The sequence below is a fragment of the Phenylobacterium montanum genome, assembly GCF_018135625.1.
GTDB classification, from domain to species: Bacteria; Pseudomonadota; Alphaproteobacteria; order Caulobacterales; family Caulobacteraceae; genus Poindextera; species Poindextera montana.
Genome location: NZ_CP073078.1, coordinates 5287210 through 5303478, shown reverse-complemented (window position 1 = coordinate 5303478; position 16269 = coordinate 5287210). Strand labels below are relative to the sequence as shown.

The 16269-nt window shown below is 66.5% G+C and carries 16 protein-coding genes; 5 read left to right on the top strand and 11 right to left on the bottom strand.

The genetic code is table 11. The features are described 5' to 3' along the window. Positions 1 to 15: 15 nt before the first annotated feature. The 8 genes from KCG34_RS24260 to flbT form a co-directional block, all read right to left on the bottom strand. The gene (locus KCG34_RS24260; RefSeq protein ID WP_211938156.1) at positions 16 to 2952 is read right to left on the bottom strand and encodes a beta strand repeat-containing protein; all 2937 of its coding nucleotides are present in this window, start codon (positions 2950 to 2952) and stop codon (positions 16 to 18) included. Positions 2953 to 3023: 71 nt separating this feature from the next. Next, positions 3024 to 3578: a UDP-4-amino-4,6-dideoxy-N-acetyl-beta-L-altrosamine N-acetyltransferase gene (gene pseH / locus KCG34_RS24255; protein ID WP_211938155.1), complete on the bottom strand. Its 555-nt coding sequence runs from the start codon at positions 3576 to 3578 to the stop codon at positions 3024 to 3026. 77 nt (positions 3579 to 3655) lie between these two features. Next, positions 3656 to 4486 (bottom strand): flagellin, encoded by an 831-nt coding sequence (locus KCG34_RS24250; protein ID WP_211938154.1) that lies wholly within the window; start codon positions 4484 to 4486, stop codon positions 3656 to 3658. 196 nt (positions 4487 to 4682) lie between these two features. Continuing rightward, positions 4683 to 5033 carry a flagellar protein FlaG gene (locus KCG34_RS24245; protein ID WP_211938153.1) on the bottom strand — a complete coding sequence of 117 codons (351 nt, stop codon included), beginning with the start codon at positions 5031 to 5033 and terminating at the stop codon, positions 4683 to 4685. An 80-nt stretch (positions 5034 to 5113) separates the two neighbouring features. After that, a complete protein-coding gene (locus tag KCG34_RS24240) occupies positions 5114 to 5992 on the bottom strand; it encodes a flagellin (RefSeq protein WP_305825978.1) in 879 nt (292 codons plus the stop codon). A gap of 249 nt (positions 5993 to 6241) precedes the next feature. Further along, positions 6242 to 7069, bottom strand: coding sequence for a flagellin (locus KCG34_RS24235; RefSeq protein ID WP_211938152.1), 828 nt, complete (start codon positions 7067 to 7069; stop codon positions 6242 to 6244). 235 nt (positions 7070 to 7304) lie between these two features. Beyond that, positions 7305 to 7667 carry a flagellar biosynthesis regulator FlaF gene (flaF, locus tag KCG34_RS24230; RefSeq protein WP_211938151.1) on the bottom strand — a complete coding sequence of 121 codons (363 nt, stop codon included), beginning with the start codon at positions 7665 to 7667 and terminating at the stop codon, positions 7305 to 7307. Then, positions 7639 to 8052 (bottom strand): flagellar biosynthesis repressor FlbT, encoded by a 414-nt coding sequence (gene flbT, locus KCG34_RS24225; protein WP_211938150.1) that lies wholly within the window; start codon positions 8050 to 8052, stop codon positions 7639 to 7641. Before flbT ends, flaF begins: the two co-directional genes overlap by 29 nt. A gap of 402 nt (positions 8053 to 8454) precedes the next feature. Here flbT and KCG34_RS24220 point away from each other — a divergent pair, with 402 nt between their 5' ends. The 3 genes from KCG34_RS24220 to KCG34_RS24210 all read left to right on the top strand — a co-directional run bounded on the left by KCG34_RS24220 (position 8455) and on the right by KCG34_RS24210 (position 12285). Further along, positions 8455 to 10263: a tetratricopeptide repeat protein gene (locus KCG34_RS24220; protein ID WP_211938149.1), complete on the top strand. Its 1809-nt coding sequence runs from the start codon at positions 8455 to 8457 to the stop codon at positions 10261 to 10263. A 133-nt stretch (positions 10264 to 10396) separates the two neighbouring features. Then, positions 10397 to 11269, top strand: coding sequence for an AAA family ATPase (locus tag KCG34_RS24215; RefSeq protein WP_211938148.1), 873 nt, complete (start codon positions 10397 to 10399; stop codon positions 11267 to 11269). 92 nt (positions 11270 to 11361) lie between these two features. Further along, positions 11362 to 12285: a methyltransferase type 11 gene (locus KCG34_RS24210; protein WP_211938147.1), complete on the top strand. Its 924-nt coding sequence runs from the start codon at positions 11362 to 11364 to the stop codon at positions 12283 to 12285. Here KCG34_RS24210 and KCG34_RS24205 read toward each other — a convergent pair. Further along, positions 12282 to 13121, bottom strand: a complete 840-nt coding sequence (locus KCG34_RS24205) for a DUF2306 domain-containing protein (RefSeq protein ID WP_211938146.1) — start codon at positions 13119 to 13121, stop codon at positions 12282 to 12284. The two genes, KCG34_RS24210 and KCG34_RS24205, sit on opposite strands and share 4 nt — an antisense overlap. Positions 13122 to 13271: 150 nt before the next feature. Here KCG34_RS24205 and KCG34_RS24200 point away from each other — a divergent pair, with 150 nt between their 5' ends. Continuing rightward, on the top strand, positions 13272 to 14294 hold the full coding sequence (locus tag KCG34_RS24200) for an AraC family transcriptional regulator (protein ID WP_211938145.1): 1023 nt from the start codon (positions 13272 to 13274) through the stop codon (positions 14292 to 14294). Positions 14295 to 14303: 9 nt separating this feature from the next. On the opposite strand, the gene KCG34_RS24195 is transcribed toward KCG34_RS24200, so the two are convergent. Together KCG34_RS24195 and KCG34_RS24190 are read right to left on the bottom strand one after the other, a co-directional pair. Beyond that, entirely contained in the window at positions 14304 to 14672 is a 369-nt protein-coding gene (locus tag KCG34_RS24195; RefSeq protein WP_211938144.1) for a hypothetical protein, read from the bottom strand. A 24-nt stretch (positions 14673 to 14696) separates the two neighbouring features. Next, positions 14697 to 15494, bottom strand: coding sequence for a universal stress protein (locus tag KCG34_RS24190; RefSeq protein WP_249138143.1), 798 nt, complete (start codon positions 15492 to 15494; stop codon positions 14697 to 14699). 157 nt (positions 15495 to 15651) lie between these two features. Here KCG34_RS24190 and KCG34_RS24185 point away from each other — a divergent pair, with 157 nt between their 5' ends. Next, positions 15652 to 16269: an HD domain-containing protein gene (locus KCG34_RS24185; RefSeq protein ID WP_249138367.1), complete on the top strand. Its 618-nt coding sequence runs from the start codon at positions 15652 to 15654 to the stop codon at positions 16267 to 16269.

Sequence of the window (16269 nt, the reverse complement as noted above, 5' to 3'; positions counted from 1 at the left end):
GAGCGCAGGTTCAAGTCACGCCAGGAGCTGCGACGCCGCACTGCCCGAGGAATAGCCGGTGCTTGAACTGGACGAACTGCTCGAGCTCCCGCCGGTCAGGCGGTTCAGGGCGTTCTGATAGCTGGCGATCTGGTTGGTCAGGTAGGTCGGCACCTTGCCCGAGGGGTTGGAGGTCGGCAGCTTGGTCTGGCCGGCGTTCTTGAGGTTGTAATAGGCGTTCTGGACCTTGGCCATGGCTGCGCTGATCGCCGCCTGAGCGGCCTTGATGCCGGCCTTGGTGGTGAAATCGAAATTCTGATCCAGGCCCAGCCCATAGTAGTCCGTCGGAATCTTGGGCTTGGCCGACGGGTTGACGCCGGTGGTGGTGGCTTTCTGCGTCTGGGTCGGCAGGGCCGATCCGCTCATGACGATGCCGGGCTTGATGCCCAGCGGACCCAGAGCGTCCTTGCCCGAAGGCCCGGGCACAAACTCGATCACCCCCTGCTTGGTCTCCGGCGTGATCTTCACCTCTTCCTTGCCGCCGGTCGGAACCACCGTGACATTGGCCTGGAAGCCGGCCGCCTGGCGGATCTTCAGCGCCAGGGATTGCGGGGTCTCGTTGGCCGAGATGGTCACCGTGGCCAGGGGGCCGTTGGGCGAGGTGCGGATCTGGAACTGGTCCCCGGCCCGGACCGAGGTGGCCTGGGTCAGGTTCTGCGAGCTGGTGTACTGCAGGGTTCCGTCCGGCAGGCCCAGGCGGTCCAGCACGCTGGCGCCTGTCGCATCGACGGCGATGGATTCGGGATGGTCGTAGCCGTCCTGCCCCTGCAGGGCCTGGGACCACTGCACCTGGCCGGTGGCGATGTCGATATTGGCGACATAGCCCTCGTTGGTCCCGGTCGAGGAGCCGGCGGTGTCGGTCGGTCCGGCGAGGCCCGGCAAGCCGCCGGTCGAGGTCCCGGCGATATAGACCTGGCCATTGACCACCGAGAGCGCCGTTCCGGTGGTCGAAGTCCCAGAGCCGCCGCCATAGTAGGCGATGGCGTCGTTCGAGTTCGGCGACAGGCTCTCGTCCAGCTGGGCGGCGAAGGCCGACTTGCCGCCACCATAGCTGGCCGTGACATTGCCGGCCGACAGCGAGCCGTTGCCGGTGGTGCCAGCCACGATCACCTGGCCGTTGCTGATGGCGACGCCGGCGATCGACCCGCCGCCAAGCGAGCCCAGATCGCGCACGGCGCCCGCCGTCGGCGGCCCTGAGCTGTTCAGGGTGAAGCTGCGCAGCACCCCGTCGCCGTTCTCGGTCCCGCCGACCACGACGGTGGAGCCGTCCACTGCGATCGACGTCGCCGCATCCGTGCCGCTGGACCCGAACTCGGTGGTGAAGAGCTTGGTCCCGGTGGAGGAAAAGCCCTGCAAATAGCCGTCCTGGCCGCCGGAGGGTGTTCCGCCGGGCATGGCGCCCTGGGTCTGGCCGGCCACATAGACCGAGCCGTCGGAGCCGAAGGCGACGGCGTTGGCCTGGTTGTTCCCCACCCCGTTGGTCTGCTGCGTCCACTGCAAGGCGCCGGTGGAATCGAACAGGCTGACGAAGCTCTGCGTCGTACTGGCGCTGTTGCTGCTGCTGGACGAGCCGACCGTGAGCGAGCCGTTGACCGAGCCGGCGACCGCGACCTGGCCGGTGGCCGAGACCGCGAGCGAATAGCCGCTGGCGGAGCCGGTGGCGCCCAGGGTGGCCGCCGAGAGCAGATGGCCGGCGGAATCGTACTTCAGCAGGGCGACGTTCTGCGTCCCCTGCAGCTGCATCCCGTCGATGGCGCCGGTGACGTTGGCGACCACATAGACCGAGCCGTCGGGACCGGTGGTTGTGGCGCCGACGGATGCGACCTGCAGCGTGCTGGCCAGCGCCTCGTCCGAGGACGCCCCGATCAGCCCCGGCAGGGACACGGCCGCCGGCGGCGCGCTGCTGGTGGTCGAATTGTCGGCCTGCAGCTTGACCAGTTGCTGGATCGGCGGGGAGTCGGTGGTCGAACTGCTGCTCGACGAGGACGACGTCGTGCTGGTCGAGGTCGCCGTCGGATTGCCGGAGGTCTGCGCCACATAGACCGCCGCGGCCGTGGCGGGCGCCGAAAAGCTGACATGCTCGACGGAATCGCCGGTGATCTTGAACGACCACTGGTCGGGTCCGGCCGGCAAGGTCACGGTCTTGCCGTTGATCTTCATGGTCTCGGGCTTGGGCTGGACCATGTTGGTGGCGAAGCGGGTGGTCACGCCCGCCGCCTCGAGCTGGCTGTTTATGAAGCTGACCACGTTGGGCATGGTCCGCGGCGTCGAGCCCATCTGGGACAGGTCGATCGGGATCGACGTCACCTGGTTCTGGAACCCGGTGATGTTGATGTTGAACTGCACCGTGCCCTGGAAGGACGGCACCTCGTCGTTCATCGCACCCTGGAAGACCACGCCGGTGGTGTAGGTGTCGTTCTCGGTCGCCGGCGCGTTGGTGGTGGATACGCTGTTGGAAACCGAGCCGTTGGTGATGCGGATATTGGGCAGGTTCAGGCCGTTGACGTAGCTCATCACCTGGCCGAGTCCGGTCTCGAACGCGGTCGTCGCCTGTTTGGTGCTCTGGGCGGTCGCGGTCGACGACAGCATCTGCGAGGTCAGGCCGCTGAGCGCGCTCAGCCCCTGATAGAGGGTGAACAGGCTGTTGTACTGCTGGCTCGCCCCCTTCACGTTGGTCAGCGCGGTGTTGGGGTTGATGACGTTTTGCCCCGCCAGCGCCAGCTGGGCCAGGGCGCTGGGCTGGGTCGAGGCCTTGGCGGCGTTCCACGGCGCAGGCGGCGCAGCCGTCGTCGAGCTCGAGCCGGTCCCGCTCGACCCCGAGGTCGAGGAATCGAGAATTCCCGCCTTGGAGTCGTAATAGCTGACCAGGATGCTGGGATCGAAGGAGATCACGGCGCCACCTGAACCGGACACGTTCCGGCGGCGTCACTTTAGCCAGCCAAACCCTTACCACCCCTTAAGGGGTGCGCCACCGGAGCGCGAGTTCAGGCGGCGATGAGATTGGAGATGGCAAGGTCTCGGCGCACATTGTCGCGCCGTGCCGCCCATTCGTCCGCCAGGATCGCCAACAGAACCACGTCGCGGAACTGGCCGTCCTTGCAGACGTGCCGCCTCAGATAGCCCTCGCGCCGGAAACCGGCCGCGGCCTGAGCCCTCAGCGCCGTGTCATTGTCGGCCAAAACCTCGGCGCAGACCTTCTCCAGGCCGAACTCGTGGAACGCCAGGTCCAGGCCCAGGGCCTGGGCGGCCCGCCCCACCCCGCGCCCCCGCGCCCAGGGCTCGCCGATATACCAGCCCCACGAGGCTCTGCGATGCCGGCTGGTCAGACCGCTCAGGGTCAGATAGCCGGCCGGGTCGCCGTTATAGGTGATGATCCACCCGCGCTGGTCCGGGTCGGCGCGCATCTCGACGAACCATTGCGCGTGCTCGGCCTCGGTCTGGGCCGGCAGGTCGCTCATCCAGCGGTCGACCTCGGGCTCCCGCCGCCAGCGGAACAGCCGGGCGCAGTCCTCGTCGGCCAAACTGCGCAGGTCGATCATGCGAACACCCCATCCGATGAGAACCGGCTGCAGGATATCGCTGATTCATGAAGCCGCGAGCGTTCTCGCGTGAAAAACTACTTGAACAGCGACAGGATCACCTGCGGCGCCTGGTTGGCGATCGACAACGCCTGGGCGCCGAGCTGCTGCTGGACCTGAAGGGCCTGCAGTTTGGCGCTCTCCGCCGCCATGTTGGCGTCCACCAGGTTGCCCACCCCGGTGGTCAGGGTGTCCTGCAGCTTGCCGACGAAGGTGTTGTGCGCCGAGATCTCGCTGGACTGTGAGCCCAGCTGGCCGAGCGCGCTGTCCACCGCCGTCAGCGACTGGTTGACGAAGGTCAAAAGCGCCGTCGCCGCCGTTACCGTGCTGATGGTGGCGTTCGCCGTCACCGAGATGATGCCGCCGCCCAGCGAAAGGTTCTGGGTGGCCAGGGTGATGAACGAGGTGCCGTCGGTATTGGCCAGGAAGTTGACGGCGGCGCCCAGCGACCCGTTCAGGACGTTGGCGCCGTCGAAGGACGCGTTGTTGACGACGTTGGTGATCTGCGACAGCAGCGAGCGGAAGTCGTCGTTGATCAGGTTGCGGGAGGTCTGATTGTTCGACGGGTCCATGGCCGCGACGACCTGGGCCTTGAGCTGCGACAAAAGGTCCGACACCGAGGCGCCGGCCGTCGAGGCCACGTCGGCGATCGAGGTGGCCCGGTTGAGGCTCATCTGCACGGAGTCGAGCGCGCTGATATCGGCCCTCTGCCCCTGGGCGATGGCCCAGACCGAGGCGTTGTCCTTGGCCGACCCGACCTTCAGGCCAGTGCTGATCTCGCTCTGGGTCTGACCGAGCTGAGACTGGGTCGCATTCAGGTTTTCCAGCGCAATGAGCGCGGCGTTGTTCGAGTTGACGCTCAGCGTCATGACTGCCTCCGTCGGCCGATCCCGAGCCTCGCGCCAGCTTTCCGACGCCGCCGGGGAATCGCTTTCTCCAGACGAAGGGTATGGTTAACATCGTGAGCAGATCGTTAACGTCCAACGCCAAACGCCCGCCGGCCGGGGTCCCGGCGACGGTCGAAGAGTGCGTTGGGGCTTGTCGCCCGCCGATGTTCGCCCGGCTCTAGGCCTGGGCCTTGATCAGGTCGCCCGCCAGGTAGCCATCCGATTCCCGGAGCTTGACGATCTGCTCCTGAGGGATCTGCTCGACGACCTCGCCGGTCGTGCGATTGATGATCTTGTAGACGAAGCAGCCCGCCGCCTTGTCGTCCTCGATCTCCAGGCGCAGGTCTGCGCTGTGGGTCGGGTTGTTGGACGAGGCGCTGTCGGAGGCGTTCGCGTCGGCCGGCTTGGCGGCGGGCTTGACGCTCGCGCTGGCCTTGGACGCAACAACGCCGCCCGAGGAAGCCTGGGCGGATACGGTCTGCCCGACATCGGGCGCCTTGGTGATCGGTTGTATCGAGTTGGTGGCCATGTCTCCCTTACGCCGGGACTTAACCAGCGCCTCCCACCGCTAATGGAGGCGGGCGCGAACGCCCGCCTCCTTCGCGTGGATTAACGGAAGAGCGACAGCAGCGACGACGTCGAAGAGTTCGCGATCGACAGCGCTTGGATGCCCAGGGACTGCTTGGTCTGCAGGGCCTGGAGTTGGGCGCTTTCCTTCGCGAGGTTCGCATCGACGAGGTTGCCGACACCCTGATCGAGCGTGTCCTGCAGGTTGCCGACGAAGCTCAGCTGAGAGGTCAGGCTGTTCGACGCGGAACCCAAGGACGCCAACGAGTTGTTGACGTTGGTGATCGAGGTGTTGATCAGCGCCAGAGCGTTGGTGGCCGCGGTGGCCGTGCTGATCGTGGTGCCACCGGTGAAGGTGATCTGGCCCGACGGGGCCGCGCCGGTGCTGATCGACAGGTTCTGGGCGCCGACCGTCAGGTGCTGGGTGCCATCCGAGCTGGCCAGGGCCTGCAGGTTGGTCACGCTGTTGTTCAGCAGGTTGGTGCCGTTGAAGCTGGCGTTCGTCACCACGTTCTGGATCTGCTTCACCAGTTGCTGGAACTGGGTGTTCAGGGCCGAACGGCTGGTGGCGTCGAGCGAGGTGTCGGTCGCCGACAGGGTGGTCGAACGCAGTTGGTTCAGCAGGTCGGAAACCGAGGAGCCGGCCGAGGTGGCCACGTCGACGGTCGATTGCACGCGCTGCAGGGACTGCTTCACCGAGTCCAGGGCGCTGGAGTTGCCGCGCTGGTTTTGCGCGATGGCCCAGACGGCGCCGTTGTCGGCGGCGGTGGCCACGGCCAGGCCGGTGCTCACTTGGCTTTGAGCCTTGGCCAGGGCGCCTTCGGTGGTGGTCAGGTTTTGCAGCGCAATGAGGGCGCCGCCGTTCGTGTTCACGGAGAACGACATGATGGGTAGTCCTTTTCTCAGGTAACCGACCCGCATTTTGCTGGCCGGAGGCGTTTTGCCTGACCTGAGGGACTGCAACGCACGGGCCAGTTTCGCCGCCCCCGTCGGTGCCCCATATCACTCTGGAATCCTTGAGTTATATGCCTGTTAAGGCTGTTTTCGCCCGGCCGATTTTGCCGACCCGTGAGGGGGCCTGGGCAATTTTTGCCGATCGCCAGGTCATTTTTGCCGGGCGCCCCCGGCGTGCCTCGGAGCCGGGCGCTTTCGCCCCCGGCTCCTTTAGGCTTACTTGAACAGCGACAGCAGAATCTGCGGCGCCTGGTTGGCGATGGAGAGAGCCTGGATCCCCAGCTGCTGCTTGGTCTGCAGCGCCTGGAGCGCAGCGCTCTCCTTGGCCATGTTGGCGTCGACCAGATTGCCCACGCCGGTGGTCAGGGTGTCCTGCAGATCCAGCACCGACGTCGTCTGGGCGGTGAGCTGGTTGGACGAAGATCCAAGGCTCCCCAGCGCCGCATTGACGTTGATGATGGACGCCTGCACCACACTGATCATCGCCGAGGCGATGGTGGCCGTGGCGAGTGAAGCCGTGGCCGTCACCGTGACGATCGAGCCGCCCAGGGCCATGGACTGAGCCTGGACCGTCAGGGCCGAGGTTCCGTCCGCATTGGCCAGGAAGGCCAGGTTCTGCGCGCCGGCGTTCAGGAGGTTGGCGCCGTCGAAACTGGCGCTTTGCACCGCCTTGGCGATCTGGTCGCGCAGCTGGGCGAAGTTCGTGCTCAAAGCCTGGCGGCTGGTCGCGTCCAAAGACGTGTCCGAAGCCGACAGGGCCTGGGCCTTCATCTGGTTCAGCAGATCCGACACGCTCTGTCCGGCGGACAGAGCGACATCGACGATGCTGGAGCCGCGGTTGAGCGAGCTCTTGACGGAGTCGAGGGCGGAGATTTGGGCGCGCTCGTTTTGCGCGATCGCCCATACCGCCCCGTTATCCTTCGCCGTCGCCACCGACAGGCCCGTGCTGACACGGTTCTGAGTCCGGCTCATCTGCTGCTGCGTCGCACTGAGGTCTTCGAGCGCAATCATGGCGCCCGCGTTGGTGTTCACCGAAAAGCTCATTCGGCGGTCCTTCCATTCTGGGCGGGGATGAGTGACGGCTTTTGCCGGTGGGCTTCTGGCCCGCCCGTTGAATGGCAAGGTTCACGCCAGAGACGGCTGTCTGACGCTACAGTTTTGCGATTGAAAACGTTCGGAAAAATCAAAGGCCGCGAAGATCGGTCGATCCTCGCGGCCCTATCGCTGGGCAGGTCTTGCCGCAAGCCCGGCAATCATGACCGGGCGGTCAGGTCTACAGTCAGGCGGCGGCCGGCTTCTGGGCCAGGCCCTGCATCATGATCCGGTTCACCTCGATCAGCGCGTCGAAGCTCTCGTTGCCGCGCATCACCTCGCTCGAATAGCGGCGCACCCACATGCTGAGGGAGATGATCTGGGCGCGCACCGGCGGCGGCAGGGTGTTGGCGGGCTGGGCGCAGTCGGCGGCCAGGGCCGACCACATGCGCCGGTTCCAGTCGATGGCGTCGATGCGGGTTTGCAGATCGTCCTTGGGCGACTCTGCGGCGTCCATCAGGGCCCGTGTCACCTGGCCGAACAGGCGATACTCCAGGTCCCGTGGCGCTTCGCTGCGCGATCTAGCCTGCTGGTAGGCTTGCAGAGACATCCCGCAACCTTTCGTCTTCCCATTCGATCAACTTCCGGCACAGCATCAGCGCCTTGTAGTATTCGCGCGCCAGCAGGTGCTTGGATATGGTTACACAGTCCGCCATGATTTCCGGATTCGAGATCACGCCCATGAATTCCGAAAGGCGGCGGACGAATTCGTCGTGGTAACGGGCGGCCCCCGGCTCGTCGAGATACATCATCATCACCGGAAAATAGATATGCCGCGCCGGCGAAGTGACCTCATCCTCCTGCATGATGTCCCGCTCGCGCAGGACCGAGGCCTTGTTTTGCAGCAACAGCACACTGCGCCGGTCACCGTTCTGGACCACGGCGCCGTTCAGAACGAACTTTTCGCCGGGCTTTAGAGAAAGTTTCAGTGGCATTGGAACCGCCCTCCGTGGATCGGTTGGAGATCATAGCTGCTCTCGACCGTCCCTTTGAGCACACCCCCCATGCCGCTCGTTTCGCGCCGAGCATATCAGCGACGGGGGTTAACGCGGCGTTGCGGCGACCCGACCGTGGACCGGCGCCCTCGCCCGGAAAGGGACGTTCGAACAGGCGAAACTCATCCTGCGGCGATTCTTGAGCAAGCCGCAGCAAACAAGAACACCGGAAAAACTACCCAGGGACGCAAGATGCGAGCCGCTCAGGCCAGGTTTGCGCGACAGAAGGTCGCGGCCCGTTGTTCGCCGCCTCCCGTCCTGGGCCGGGCGATCTTGGTTAGCGATGTCTTAATCGCACGCCGCCAGCCTGTGGACTTCATTTTCGCGAACCGAGTCCCGCCGATGTCCTCGTCCCGGCAAAACATGGCGCCCCAGCCGGCGGCCGAGCCGTTGACGGACGAGACCCCGGCCGTCGTCGCTCCCGGCTTCATCGAGAGCGGCCTGGGCGAAGCCGCCTCGGCCGAAGCCATGCAGCGGATCGACGAAGCGGTGGCGAACCTGCGGGCGATCGCTATCCAGCCGCTACTGGAAAAGGCGGTCGTGGCCTTCCGCATCGACGACTGGCAAGGGGCGGCGGAATGGGCGCTCAAGGCCCTCGCCCGCGACGAGCGCAGCGGCTACGGCTGGTACCTCTTGGCCCTTGCGCGGGAGAAGATCGGCGACTTCAAGACCGCCATCACCTGCTACGAGTCCGCGCTCGCCCTGCTGCCCAATCACGCCGACGTGGCCAACGACCTCGGCCGTCTGGCCCTGCGCCTGGGCCGGACCGAGACGGCGGCCCAGCTTTTCAGCATCTATCATGCGGCCAACCCCACCTGCGCCCAGGGGGCCAACAACCTGGCCTGCGCCCTGCGCGACCTGCAGGACTATGACGGCGCCATCGGCGTCATCCGGCCGGCCATCCTGGCCAATCCCGAATCCGGCATCCTGTGGAACACCCTCGGCACCATCCTCAGCCAGCAGGGCCGCTCCGCCGAAGCGGCGACCTTCTACGCCGAGGCGCTGAGGTTCGAGCCGAATTTCGCCAAGGCCCGCTACAACCTGGCCAACGCCAAGATGGAGCAGGGCGACGCGCAGGGCGCCCTGGTCGACTGTGATCTGGCCCTCACGGCGGCGACCCTGCCTTCGGACCGGGCCATGATGCGCCTGGCCCGTTCGACCATCCTGCTCTGCCAGGGGCGCGTGGCCGAGGGCTGGGAGGCCTACGAGGCCCGGCTCGATCCCTCGATCGCCGGGGCCGTCAAATACGTCATCGACCGCCCGGCCTGGAATCCGGGCGACGACCTGCACGGCAAGTCGCTGCTGCTGATCGGCGAGCAGGGGCTGGGCGACGAAGTGATGTTCGCAAACATCGTACCGGACGTGCTGGAAGCGCTGGGCCCCGAGGGGCGACTGACCCTCGCCGTCGAGCCTCGCCTGATCCCGCTGTTCCGTCGCGCCTTCCCCGCCGCAACCGTGGGCCCCCACGTGACCGGCCGCTTCGAGGGCCACGGCTTCCGCGCAGCGCCGTTCATCGACCCATCGAGCATCGACTACTGGGCGCCGATGGCCGCGCCGCTGAGGCAGGTCCGCGCCTCGGTCGACGCCTTTCCGAAGCGGGACCGCTACATGCAGGCCGACCCCGCCCGGGTGGAGCACTGGCGGCGCGTGCTGGACGACCTGCCCGGCGCCCGGGTCGGCGTCCTGTGGAAGAGCCTAAAGCTGGACGGGGCGCGCCAGCGCGGCTTTTCGCCCTTCGAACAGTGGCGCCCGATCCTGACCACACCGGGGGTCAGCTTCGTGAACCTGCAGTATGGCGAGTGCCAGGCCGAACTCCTGCAGGCGCGCGAAGAACTGGGCGTGGAGATCTGGCAGCCGCCGGGCGTCGACCTGAAGCAGGACCTGGACGAGGTGGCGGCCCTCTGCTGCGCTCTGGACCTGGTCCTCGGCCCGTCCAACGCTACCTCGAACATCGGCGGCGCCTGCGGCGCCTTGACCTGGCTGATCGCCCCACCCTCGGCCTGGCCCCTTCTCGGGACCGATTTCCATCCCTGGTATCCAAAGGCCCGCATCTTCTTCGCCCGGGGTTTTCTCAGCTGGGACAAGCTGATGCCGGAGATCGCCGAAGCCCTGATGGCCGAGATACCCAGCCTGGTCGCAGCCCGAGGCTGAGCCCCTACCCTTCCGCGCCCAGATTGAACGTTTGTTCGAATCCGCTTGTCACCGGCCGCGCCGTCCGTAGTCTAGGCCCATAGTTCGAACAGTTGTTGGAGACGCGGCGCCCTGCGCGCCCGAGGGGATTTCGATGAGCCAGCGGTTTGAAGGCACCAGCGATTACGTCGCCACCGAGGATTTGAAGGTCGCGGTCAACGCCGCGATCGCCCTGGAAAGGCCCCTGCTGATCAAGGGCGAGCCGGGCACCGGCAAGACCGTGCTGGCCTACGAGGTGGCCAAGGCGCTGAACGCCCCGCTGCTCACCTGGCACATCAAGTCGACCACCAAGGCCCAGCAGGGCCTCTACGAATACGACGCCGTGACCCGCCTGCGCGACAGCCAGCTGGGCGACGAGCGGGTCAAGGACGTCAAGAACTACATCAAGCAGGGCAAGCTCTGGGAAGCCTTCTCGGCCCCGGCTCGGCCCGTCCTGCTGATCGACGAGATCGACAAGGCCGACATCGAATTCCCCAACGACCTGCTGCAAGAGCTCGATCGGATGGAATTCTATGTCTATGAGACCAATGAGACCATCAAGGCGGCCGTCCGCCCGGTGGTGATCATCACCTCGAACAACGAAAAGGAGCTGCCGGACGCGTTCCTGCGCCGCTGCTTCTTCCACTACATCCGCTTCCCCGACGTCGACACCATGAACGAGATCGTCGACGTGCACTTCCCCGGCATCAAGAAGAAGCTGGTCGGCGAGGCGCTGCGCATCTTCTACGATATGCGCAAGGTGCCGGGCCTAAAGAAAAAGCCCTCGACCTCCGAGCTGCTGGACTGGCTGAAGCTGCTCCTGGTTGAGGATATCGGCGAAGAGGCGCTGCGCGAGCGCGACCCGACCAAGTTGATCCCGCCCCTTCACGGCGCCCTGCTCAAGAACGAGCAGGACGTGCACCTCTTCGAACGCCTGGCTTTTCTCGCCCGGCGCGAGGGCGCGGGCGGCCGCCCTGGCCAGTCCTGACCCATAGCCGGCTGCGATTACCGCGATTTCACTGGACGCCGGGCGGAGCCAGGGCGAGTTTGAGCGCGTTCAACAGCGCAGGAATGAGGTGAATGCGGACAAGGGCGATCATCGGGGGCGCGGCTCTGACGGCGATCATCGTCGGGACCAGCGCATGCCATCCGGTCCGCCGTGCGCTGCACATCGACTCCGGCCGCCCCGTGGGCGTGGTCTCGCAGCTGAACTGCCCCGAGACCCAGGGTAATCTGACCCGCGTCTCCGCGGCCCCTGACGGCCGCTCCTGCGTCTACCGCAGCGACGAGGGCGAGGACGTCACCCTGTCCCTGCTGCCGCTCGACGGCCGCTCGCCCCAGGCCGCTCTGACCCCGGTCGAGACCGAACTACGCGCTATCGCTCCGCGCGGCGATAGCCAGGACGGCGGCTGGTCGGACGCCGACCAGGACAAGGCCGAAGCTGAAGCGGACAAGGCTCGGGGTGAGGCGGATAAAGCGCGAGCTGAGGCCGACAAGGCTCGGGCGGAGGCCGACACCACGGCGGGCGGCCGGGATCACGACACCGGCCACAGCCACGATCACACCAAGGTCGACCTGCCCTTCGTGCATGTGGACGCCGACGACCATGACGGTCACGACCGGGCCAAGGTCGATGTGCCCTTCGTCCATGTCGACGCCGACGACGACAAGGCCCACGTCAAGGTGTTCGGCGTGACCATCGACGCCGACAACGACAACGCCAACGTCCACACCAACTGGGGTTCGAAGTCAGCGGTGATCAAGGCGGGGCCGCAGGGCGCCGAGATCAGGGCCGCCGACACCCGCCACGGCGCCGCCGACATGCTGTTCATCCTGGCCGGCGACCACGCGGGCCCGTCAGGCTATCACAGCGTCGGCTACATCGCCCGCGGTCCCTCCGGCGGGCCGCTGGTGGTCGCGACCTTCAAGAGCAAGGTCAACCACCACCAGGACTTCCACGATCACGACGTCGACCAGCTGGTGCAGCTGAACCTGAAGACCTAGCCCAGCAGCGGCCGCCACATGATGGCGTAGGCGGCGGCGACGCCGATCGCGATTACAACGCTCGATACCGCCAGCCCGCCGGCCATGGCCAGGCGAGCAGCCCCGCCGCCGGACCGCTCGGCCCGCAGATGCAGCTCCAGCATCGCGAGCGGCAAGAGGTAGCAGCCGAATTCCCAGAAGATGTCGAACGGTCCGTCCAGGTGGCGGGTCGACCCCACCGGCCCGTGATTGATCGCGATCCAGGCCATGAAGCCGACGCGATAGAACCAGACGCCGTTCGCGGCCAGGAAGGCGCGCATCGCCCAGCGCCGATGGTCCGCGATTTGCCGCCCCAGGGCCGACCGCCAAGCCAGGGTCGCAAAGCCCAGGATCAGCACGGCGTCCAGGCTGATGGCCAGCGCTCCCAGAAGGTTGGCCGAGGCGCCCCGCACCCACACCATGTAGAGCCCGGCCAAGGCCGCCGCGCCTGCTGTGGCCAGGAACACCCGCCCGTTCCAGCGATGAAACCACAGGGCCCGCTTGCGGATCTGCGGAACCATCTGCAGGGTCCCGCCGAACGCCACCGCCGCCGCCAGCAGCACATGAGCGGCGAAGAACAGGTTGCCGGCTGCATCGCCCGCCACATAGCCCTTGAACAGGGCGTCGTTGCGACTCCAGGCCTGGAAATTGCCGCTGAGGGTCGATCCCCCATAGAAGGCCGCGATGTAGTAGAGGAACACCCACTGGCCCGCGAGCGTGGTCAAAAGCCATAGCCCTGCAGCCATCTTCAGCGCGCCACCCGCCGTCATGCGCGTCGTCGTATGTCCCAGCCCCTCGGCGGTTGCCGCTTCGGCCATGTCGCTTCTCCTGTCAGGCGTCGACGGCCGCTTGCACGGCGTGCGGCCTCGGCTATGTCTCGATCACGGCCAGCCTATCGGCCGGCGCAGGGATGGACATGACGGCAGGCGCCAAAAACCTGACCCTTGGTTTCAAAGGCGGGCTCAGCCATGGCTGAGCCCACCGTCGGCGCAGGCTATGCGCGAGCCCTGCTGGATCTCGCCACCAACCGGGGCGCGGACCGCGCCGTCCTTCTGGAGCGCGCAGGGATCGATTCCCGCCTGCTCGAGGACCAGGACAGCCGCCTGCCCTTTGCCCGCTTCGCAGCCCTGATGCGCGTCGCCAAGGCCCTGACCGGCGACCCGGCCCTGGCTCTGCGCTTTGGCGAGACCATCGACCTGTCGGACTTCTCCATCGTCGGCCTGATCGCCAACGCGTCCGAGACCATGCAGCACGCGCTGACACAGCTGAACCGCTATGGCCGGCTGGTGGTCGAGGTCGACGGCGTCGGCGAAGCCGACCGCTTCCAGCACCAGATGATCGCCGGTCAACTCTGGATGACCGATACCCGAAAGAACCCGAACGACTTTCCGGAACTGACCGAATCCACCTTCGCCCGCATGGCCACCCACACCCGCCGCTTTGGCGACACGCCGTTCGTGCTCGAGGTCCATGTCACGCACCCGGAGCCGGCCTACCGGGCGGAGTACGACCGCATCTTCCGCGCCCCCGTGGTGTTCGAGGCGGACAGGAACGCGCTCAGGATCGATCCGGCCTGGATCGGCTATCGCATCCAGCTGCAGCCGCGCTACGCCTTCGGCGTTCTCAGCCGGCACGCCGAGGCTCTGCTGGAAAGCCTGGAAAGCTCAAACTCGGTCCGCGCCCGGGTCGAGAGCCGGCTGATGCCGATCCTGCACACCGGCGAGGTCAGCATGGAGCTGATCGCCCGCGACCTCGGCATGAGCCGCCAGACCTTGTTCCGCCGGCTGAAAGCCGAAGGCGTCACCTTCGAGAAGCTGCTGGACGATCTGCGCCGCCGCCTCGCCCTGCACTATCTGAACGGGCGCAGGGCCTCGGTGAATGAAGTGGCCTATCTGGTGGGCTTCTCCGACCCGGCCGCCTTCTCCCGCGCCTTCAAGCGCTGGACCGGCGCCAGCCCGCGCGCCGCCAGATCGGCCGGCTCAGGCGGCTGAGCGCCCCTATCACACTGGCTGCACCTCGGTGACCTTGTAGGTCAGGAGCCGCCCGTCCTCGTCGGTGATGCTGACATATTCGCCGACCGCAAAACGGTGCTCGCCCAGCCGATAGACCGGCTCATCAACCTCCCTGCTGTCGTCATAGTCGAAGAACCAGCGCTCGCCGCGTCGGGCCAGCCGTCCTTCCACAGGGTCTTCGTCCGGCGCAAAGCGGCGGGCGATGCAGTCGTTGCGATGCTCACGGAAGGCCAGTTCATCCAGCCTGCCGTCCGGAGTCAGGGGAGCCACCAGGGCGTACCCCCGGTGGTCATCGCCATCGGCGAACTCGGTGCCTGGATTGCGCGCAAGGCGCATGACGATGCGGCTAAGCCCCATGATTTTTCTCCTTGTCGGGCTAGTTCAGTGAGACAGGAATAGAGATGGCGCCCCGGGCGTATTTAGGAAGGAGCGCGTGGTCCCGCCAAAGATGAATTCCTGCAATCGGGGGTGGCCGAAGGCGCCCGAGACCAGCAGGTCGGCCGAAACCGCCTTCGCCGCCGCCAAAAGCAGGCTGGCCGCATCGCCCGTATCGCTGACTCCGTGGATGTCCGCCGTCACCCCGCGTTCGGCGTAGAAGGTCTGCAGCCGCTTGGGCTCGAAATAGCGCGAGGAGGACCCAGGCGCGGAGATGATCACCACCCGCGAAGCCTTCTGCAGCAGCGGCAGGGCCGTGCGGGCAGCGCGGCTGGCCTCCTTGCCGCCGTCCCACGCGATGGCGATCACCCCATCGGCCTTCAGGCCGGGCCGCGCCACCAGGGTCGGCCGCTGCTCGTCGGCCACGATCTGCTGGAAGCTCTCGGCCAGGGGTCCCTTGCCGCGGGCGGCGTTGTCGTCGAACACCACCAGGTCCGACAGCCGCCCCTCCATCGACAGGGCCGACCACACAGGCGAGGTCAGGGCGACGAAACTCTTGCGCTTGTAGCTGCACGCCTCAAGCGTAGCCCGCGCCGCGCGCTCGCCCTCGGCGGCGGCGTCCTTCAGGCTCTGCACGGCGGCGACCTGCACCCCACCCATGAAGCCCTCGCCCATCCAGGGCATCAGGTCGGCCACATCGGCCGGCGCATAGACCGCCGCCAATTCGGCTTCGAACGGCGCCGCTATCGCGGCCGCCGCCGCCAGCACCGCCGCGTCGGCGTCTCCGCCCGCGACCGGCGCCATGATTCTAGCCCAACTCACGCCTTGATGGGTCATTCTGGTGCTCCCTTGTCGCGCCGACGGCGCTATTGGTTCTTACGCTCCTTAGCGGCATCCCATAATTGATTTACAGCAAAGGAATTCGTCCGTGGCGAGAGGCCAAAGCCAATCCAAGGCCAAGATGGCGCCCAGAGCCTGGCAGCGGATGCTGTCTGGCCGGCGGCTGGACCTGCTCGACCCCTCGCCGCTGGACATCGAGATCGAGGACATAGCCCACGGCCTCGCCCGGGTCGCGCGCTGGAACGGCCAGACCACGGGCGAGCACGGCTTTTCCGTCGCCCAGCATTCGCTGGTGGTGGAGGAGATCGCCGCCCACATCCAGCCGGGCCTGGAACCGCGCTGGCGGCTGGCGGCCCTGCTGCACGATGCGGCGGAATATGTGATCGGGGACATGATCTCGCCGTTCAAAGCAGCGCTTGGCCTCAACTATCGCGCCTTCGAAGATCGTTTGGAGTCGGCGATCCACATCCGCTTCGGCCTGCCGCCCAAGATCCCGACAGAGATCAAGGCCCTGATCAAGCAGGCCGACCGCGCGTGCGCCTTTTTCGAAGCGACGCAGCTCGCCGGCTTCACCCATGACGAGGCCCTGAATTTCTTCGGGCGCCCGCCAAAGGGCTATCTGATAACCCTCGATCCGCAATCGCCGTTCCAGGCCCAGGAGCACTATGTGCGCCGCTTCCACATCCTGTCCGAAGCGTCGGGCTACGAGGCGACCCCGGCCGCCTTCGATACGGAATAG

Coding starts and splice junctions, on each gene's coding strand:
- pseH (WP_211938155.1), bottom strand. CDS start 3,578: ATGATCGACCTGCGCAGTTTGGCCGACGAGGACTGCGCCCGGCTGTTC.
- KCG34_RS24250 (WP_211938154.1), bottom strand. CDS start 4,486: ATGACGCTGAGCGTCAACTCGAACAACGCCGCGCTCATTGCGCTGGAA.
- KCG34_RS24245 (WP_211938153.1), bottom strand. CDS start 5,033: ATGGCCACCAACTCGATACAACCGATCACCAAGGCGCCCGATGTCGGG.
- KCG34_RS24240 (WP_305825978.1), bottom strand. CDS start 5,992: ATGCGGGTCGGTTACCTGAGAAAAGGACTACCCATCATGTCGTTCTCC.
- KCG34_RS24235 (WP_211938152.1), bottom strand. CDS start 7,069: ATGAGCTTTTCGGTGAACACCAACGCGGGCGCCATGATTGCGCTCGAA.
- flaF (WP_211938151.1), bottom strand. CDS start 7,667: ATGTCTCTGCAAGCCTACCAGCAGGCTAGATCGCGCAGCGAAGCGCCA.
- flbT (WP_211938150.1), bottom strand. CDS start 8,052: ATGCCACTGAAACTTTCTCTAAAGCCCGGCGAAAAGTTCGTTCTGAAC.
- KCG34_RS24220 (WP_211938149.1), top strand. CDS start 8,455: ATGTCCTCGTCCCGGCAAAACATGGCGCCCCAGCCGGCGGCCGAGCCG.
- KCG34_RS24215 (WP_211938148.1), top strand. CDS start 10,397: ATGAGCCAGCGGTTTGAAGGCACCAGCGATTACGTCGCCACCGAGGAT.
- KCG34_RS24210 (WP_211938147.1), top strand. CDS start 11,362: ATGCGGACAAGGGCGATCATCGGGGGCGCGGCTCTGACGGCGATCATC.
- KCG34_RS24205 (WP_211938146.1), bottom strand. CDS start 13,121: ATGGCCGAAGCGGCAACCGCCGAGGGGCTGGGACATACGACGACGCGC.
- KCG34_RS24200 (WP_211938145.1), top strand. CDS start 13,272: ATGGCTGAGCCCACCGTCGGCGCAGGCTATGCGCGAGCCCTGCTGGAT.
- KCG34_RS24195 (WP_211938144.1), bottom strand. CDS start 14,672: ATGGGGCTTAGCCGCATCGTCATGCGCCTTGCGCGCAATCCAGGCACC.
- KCG34_RS24190 (WP_249138143.1), bottom strand. CDS start 15,494: ATGGCGCCGGTCGCGGGCGGAGACGCCGACGCGGCGGTGCTGGCGGCG.
- KCG34_RS24185 (WP_249138367.1), top strand. CDS start 15,652: ATGGCGCCCAGAGCCTGGCAGCGGATGCTGTCTGGCCGGCGGCTGGAC.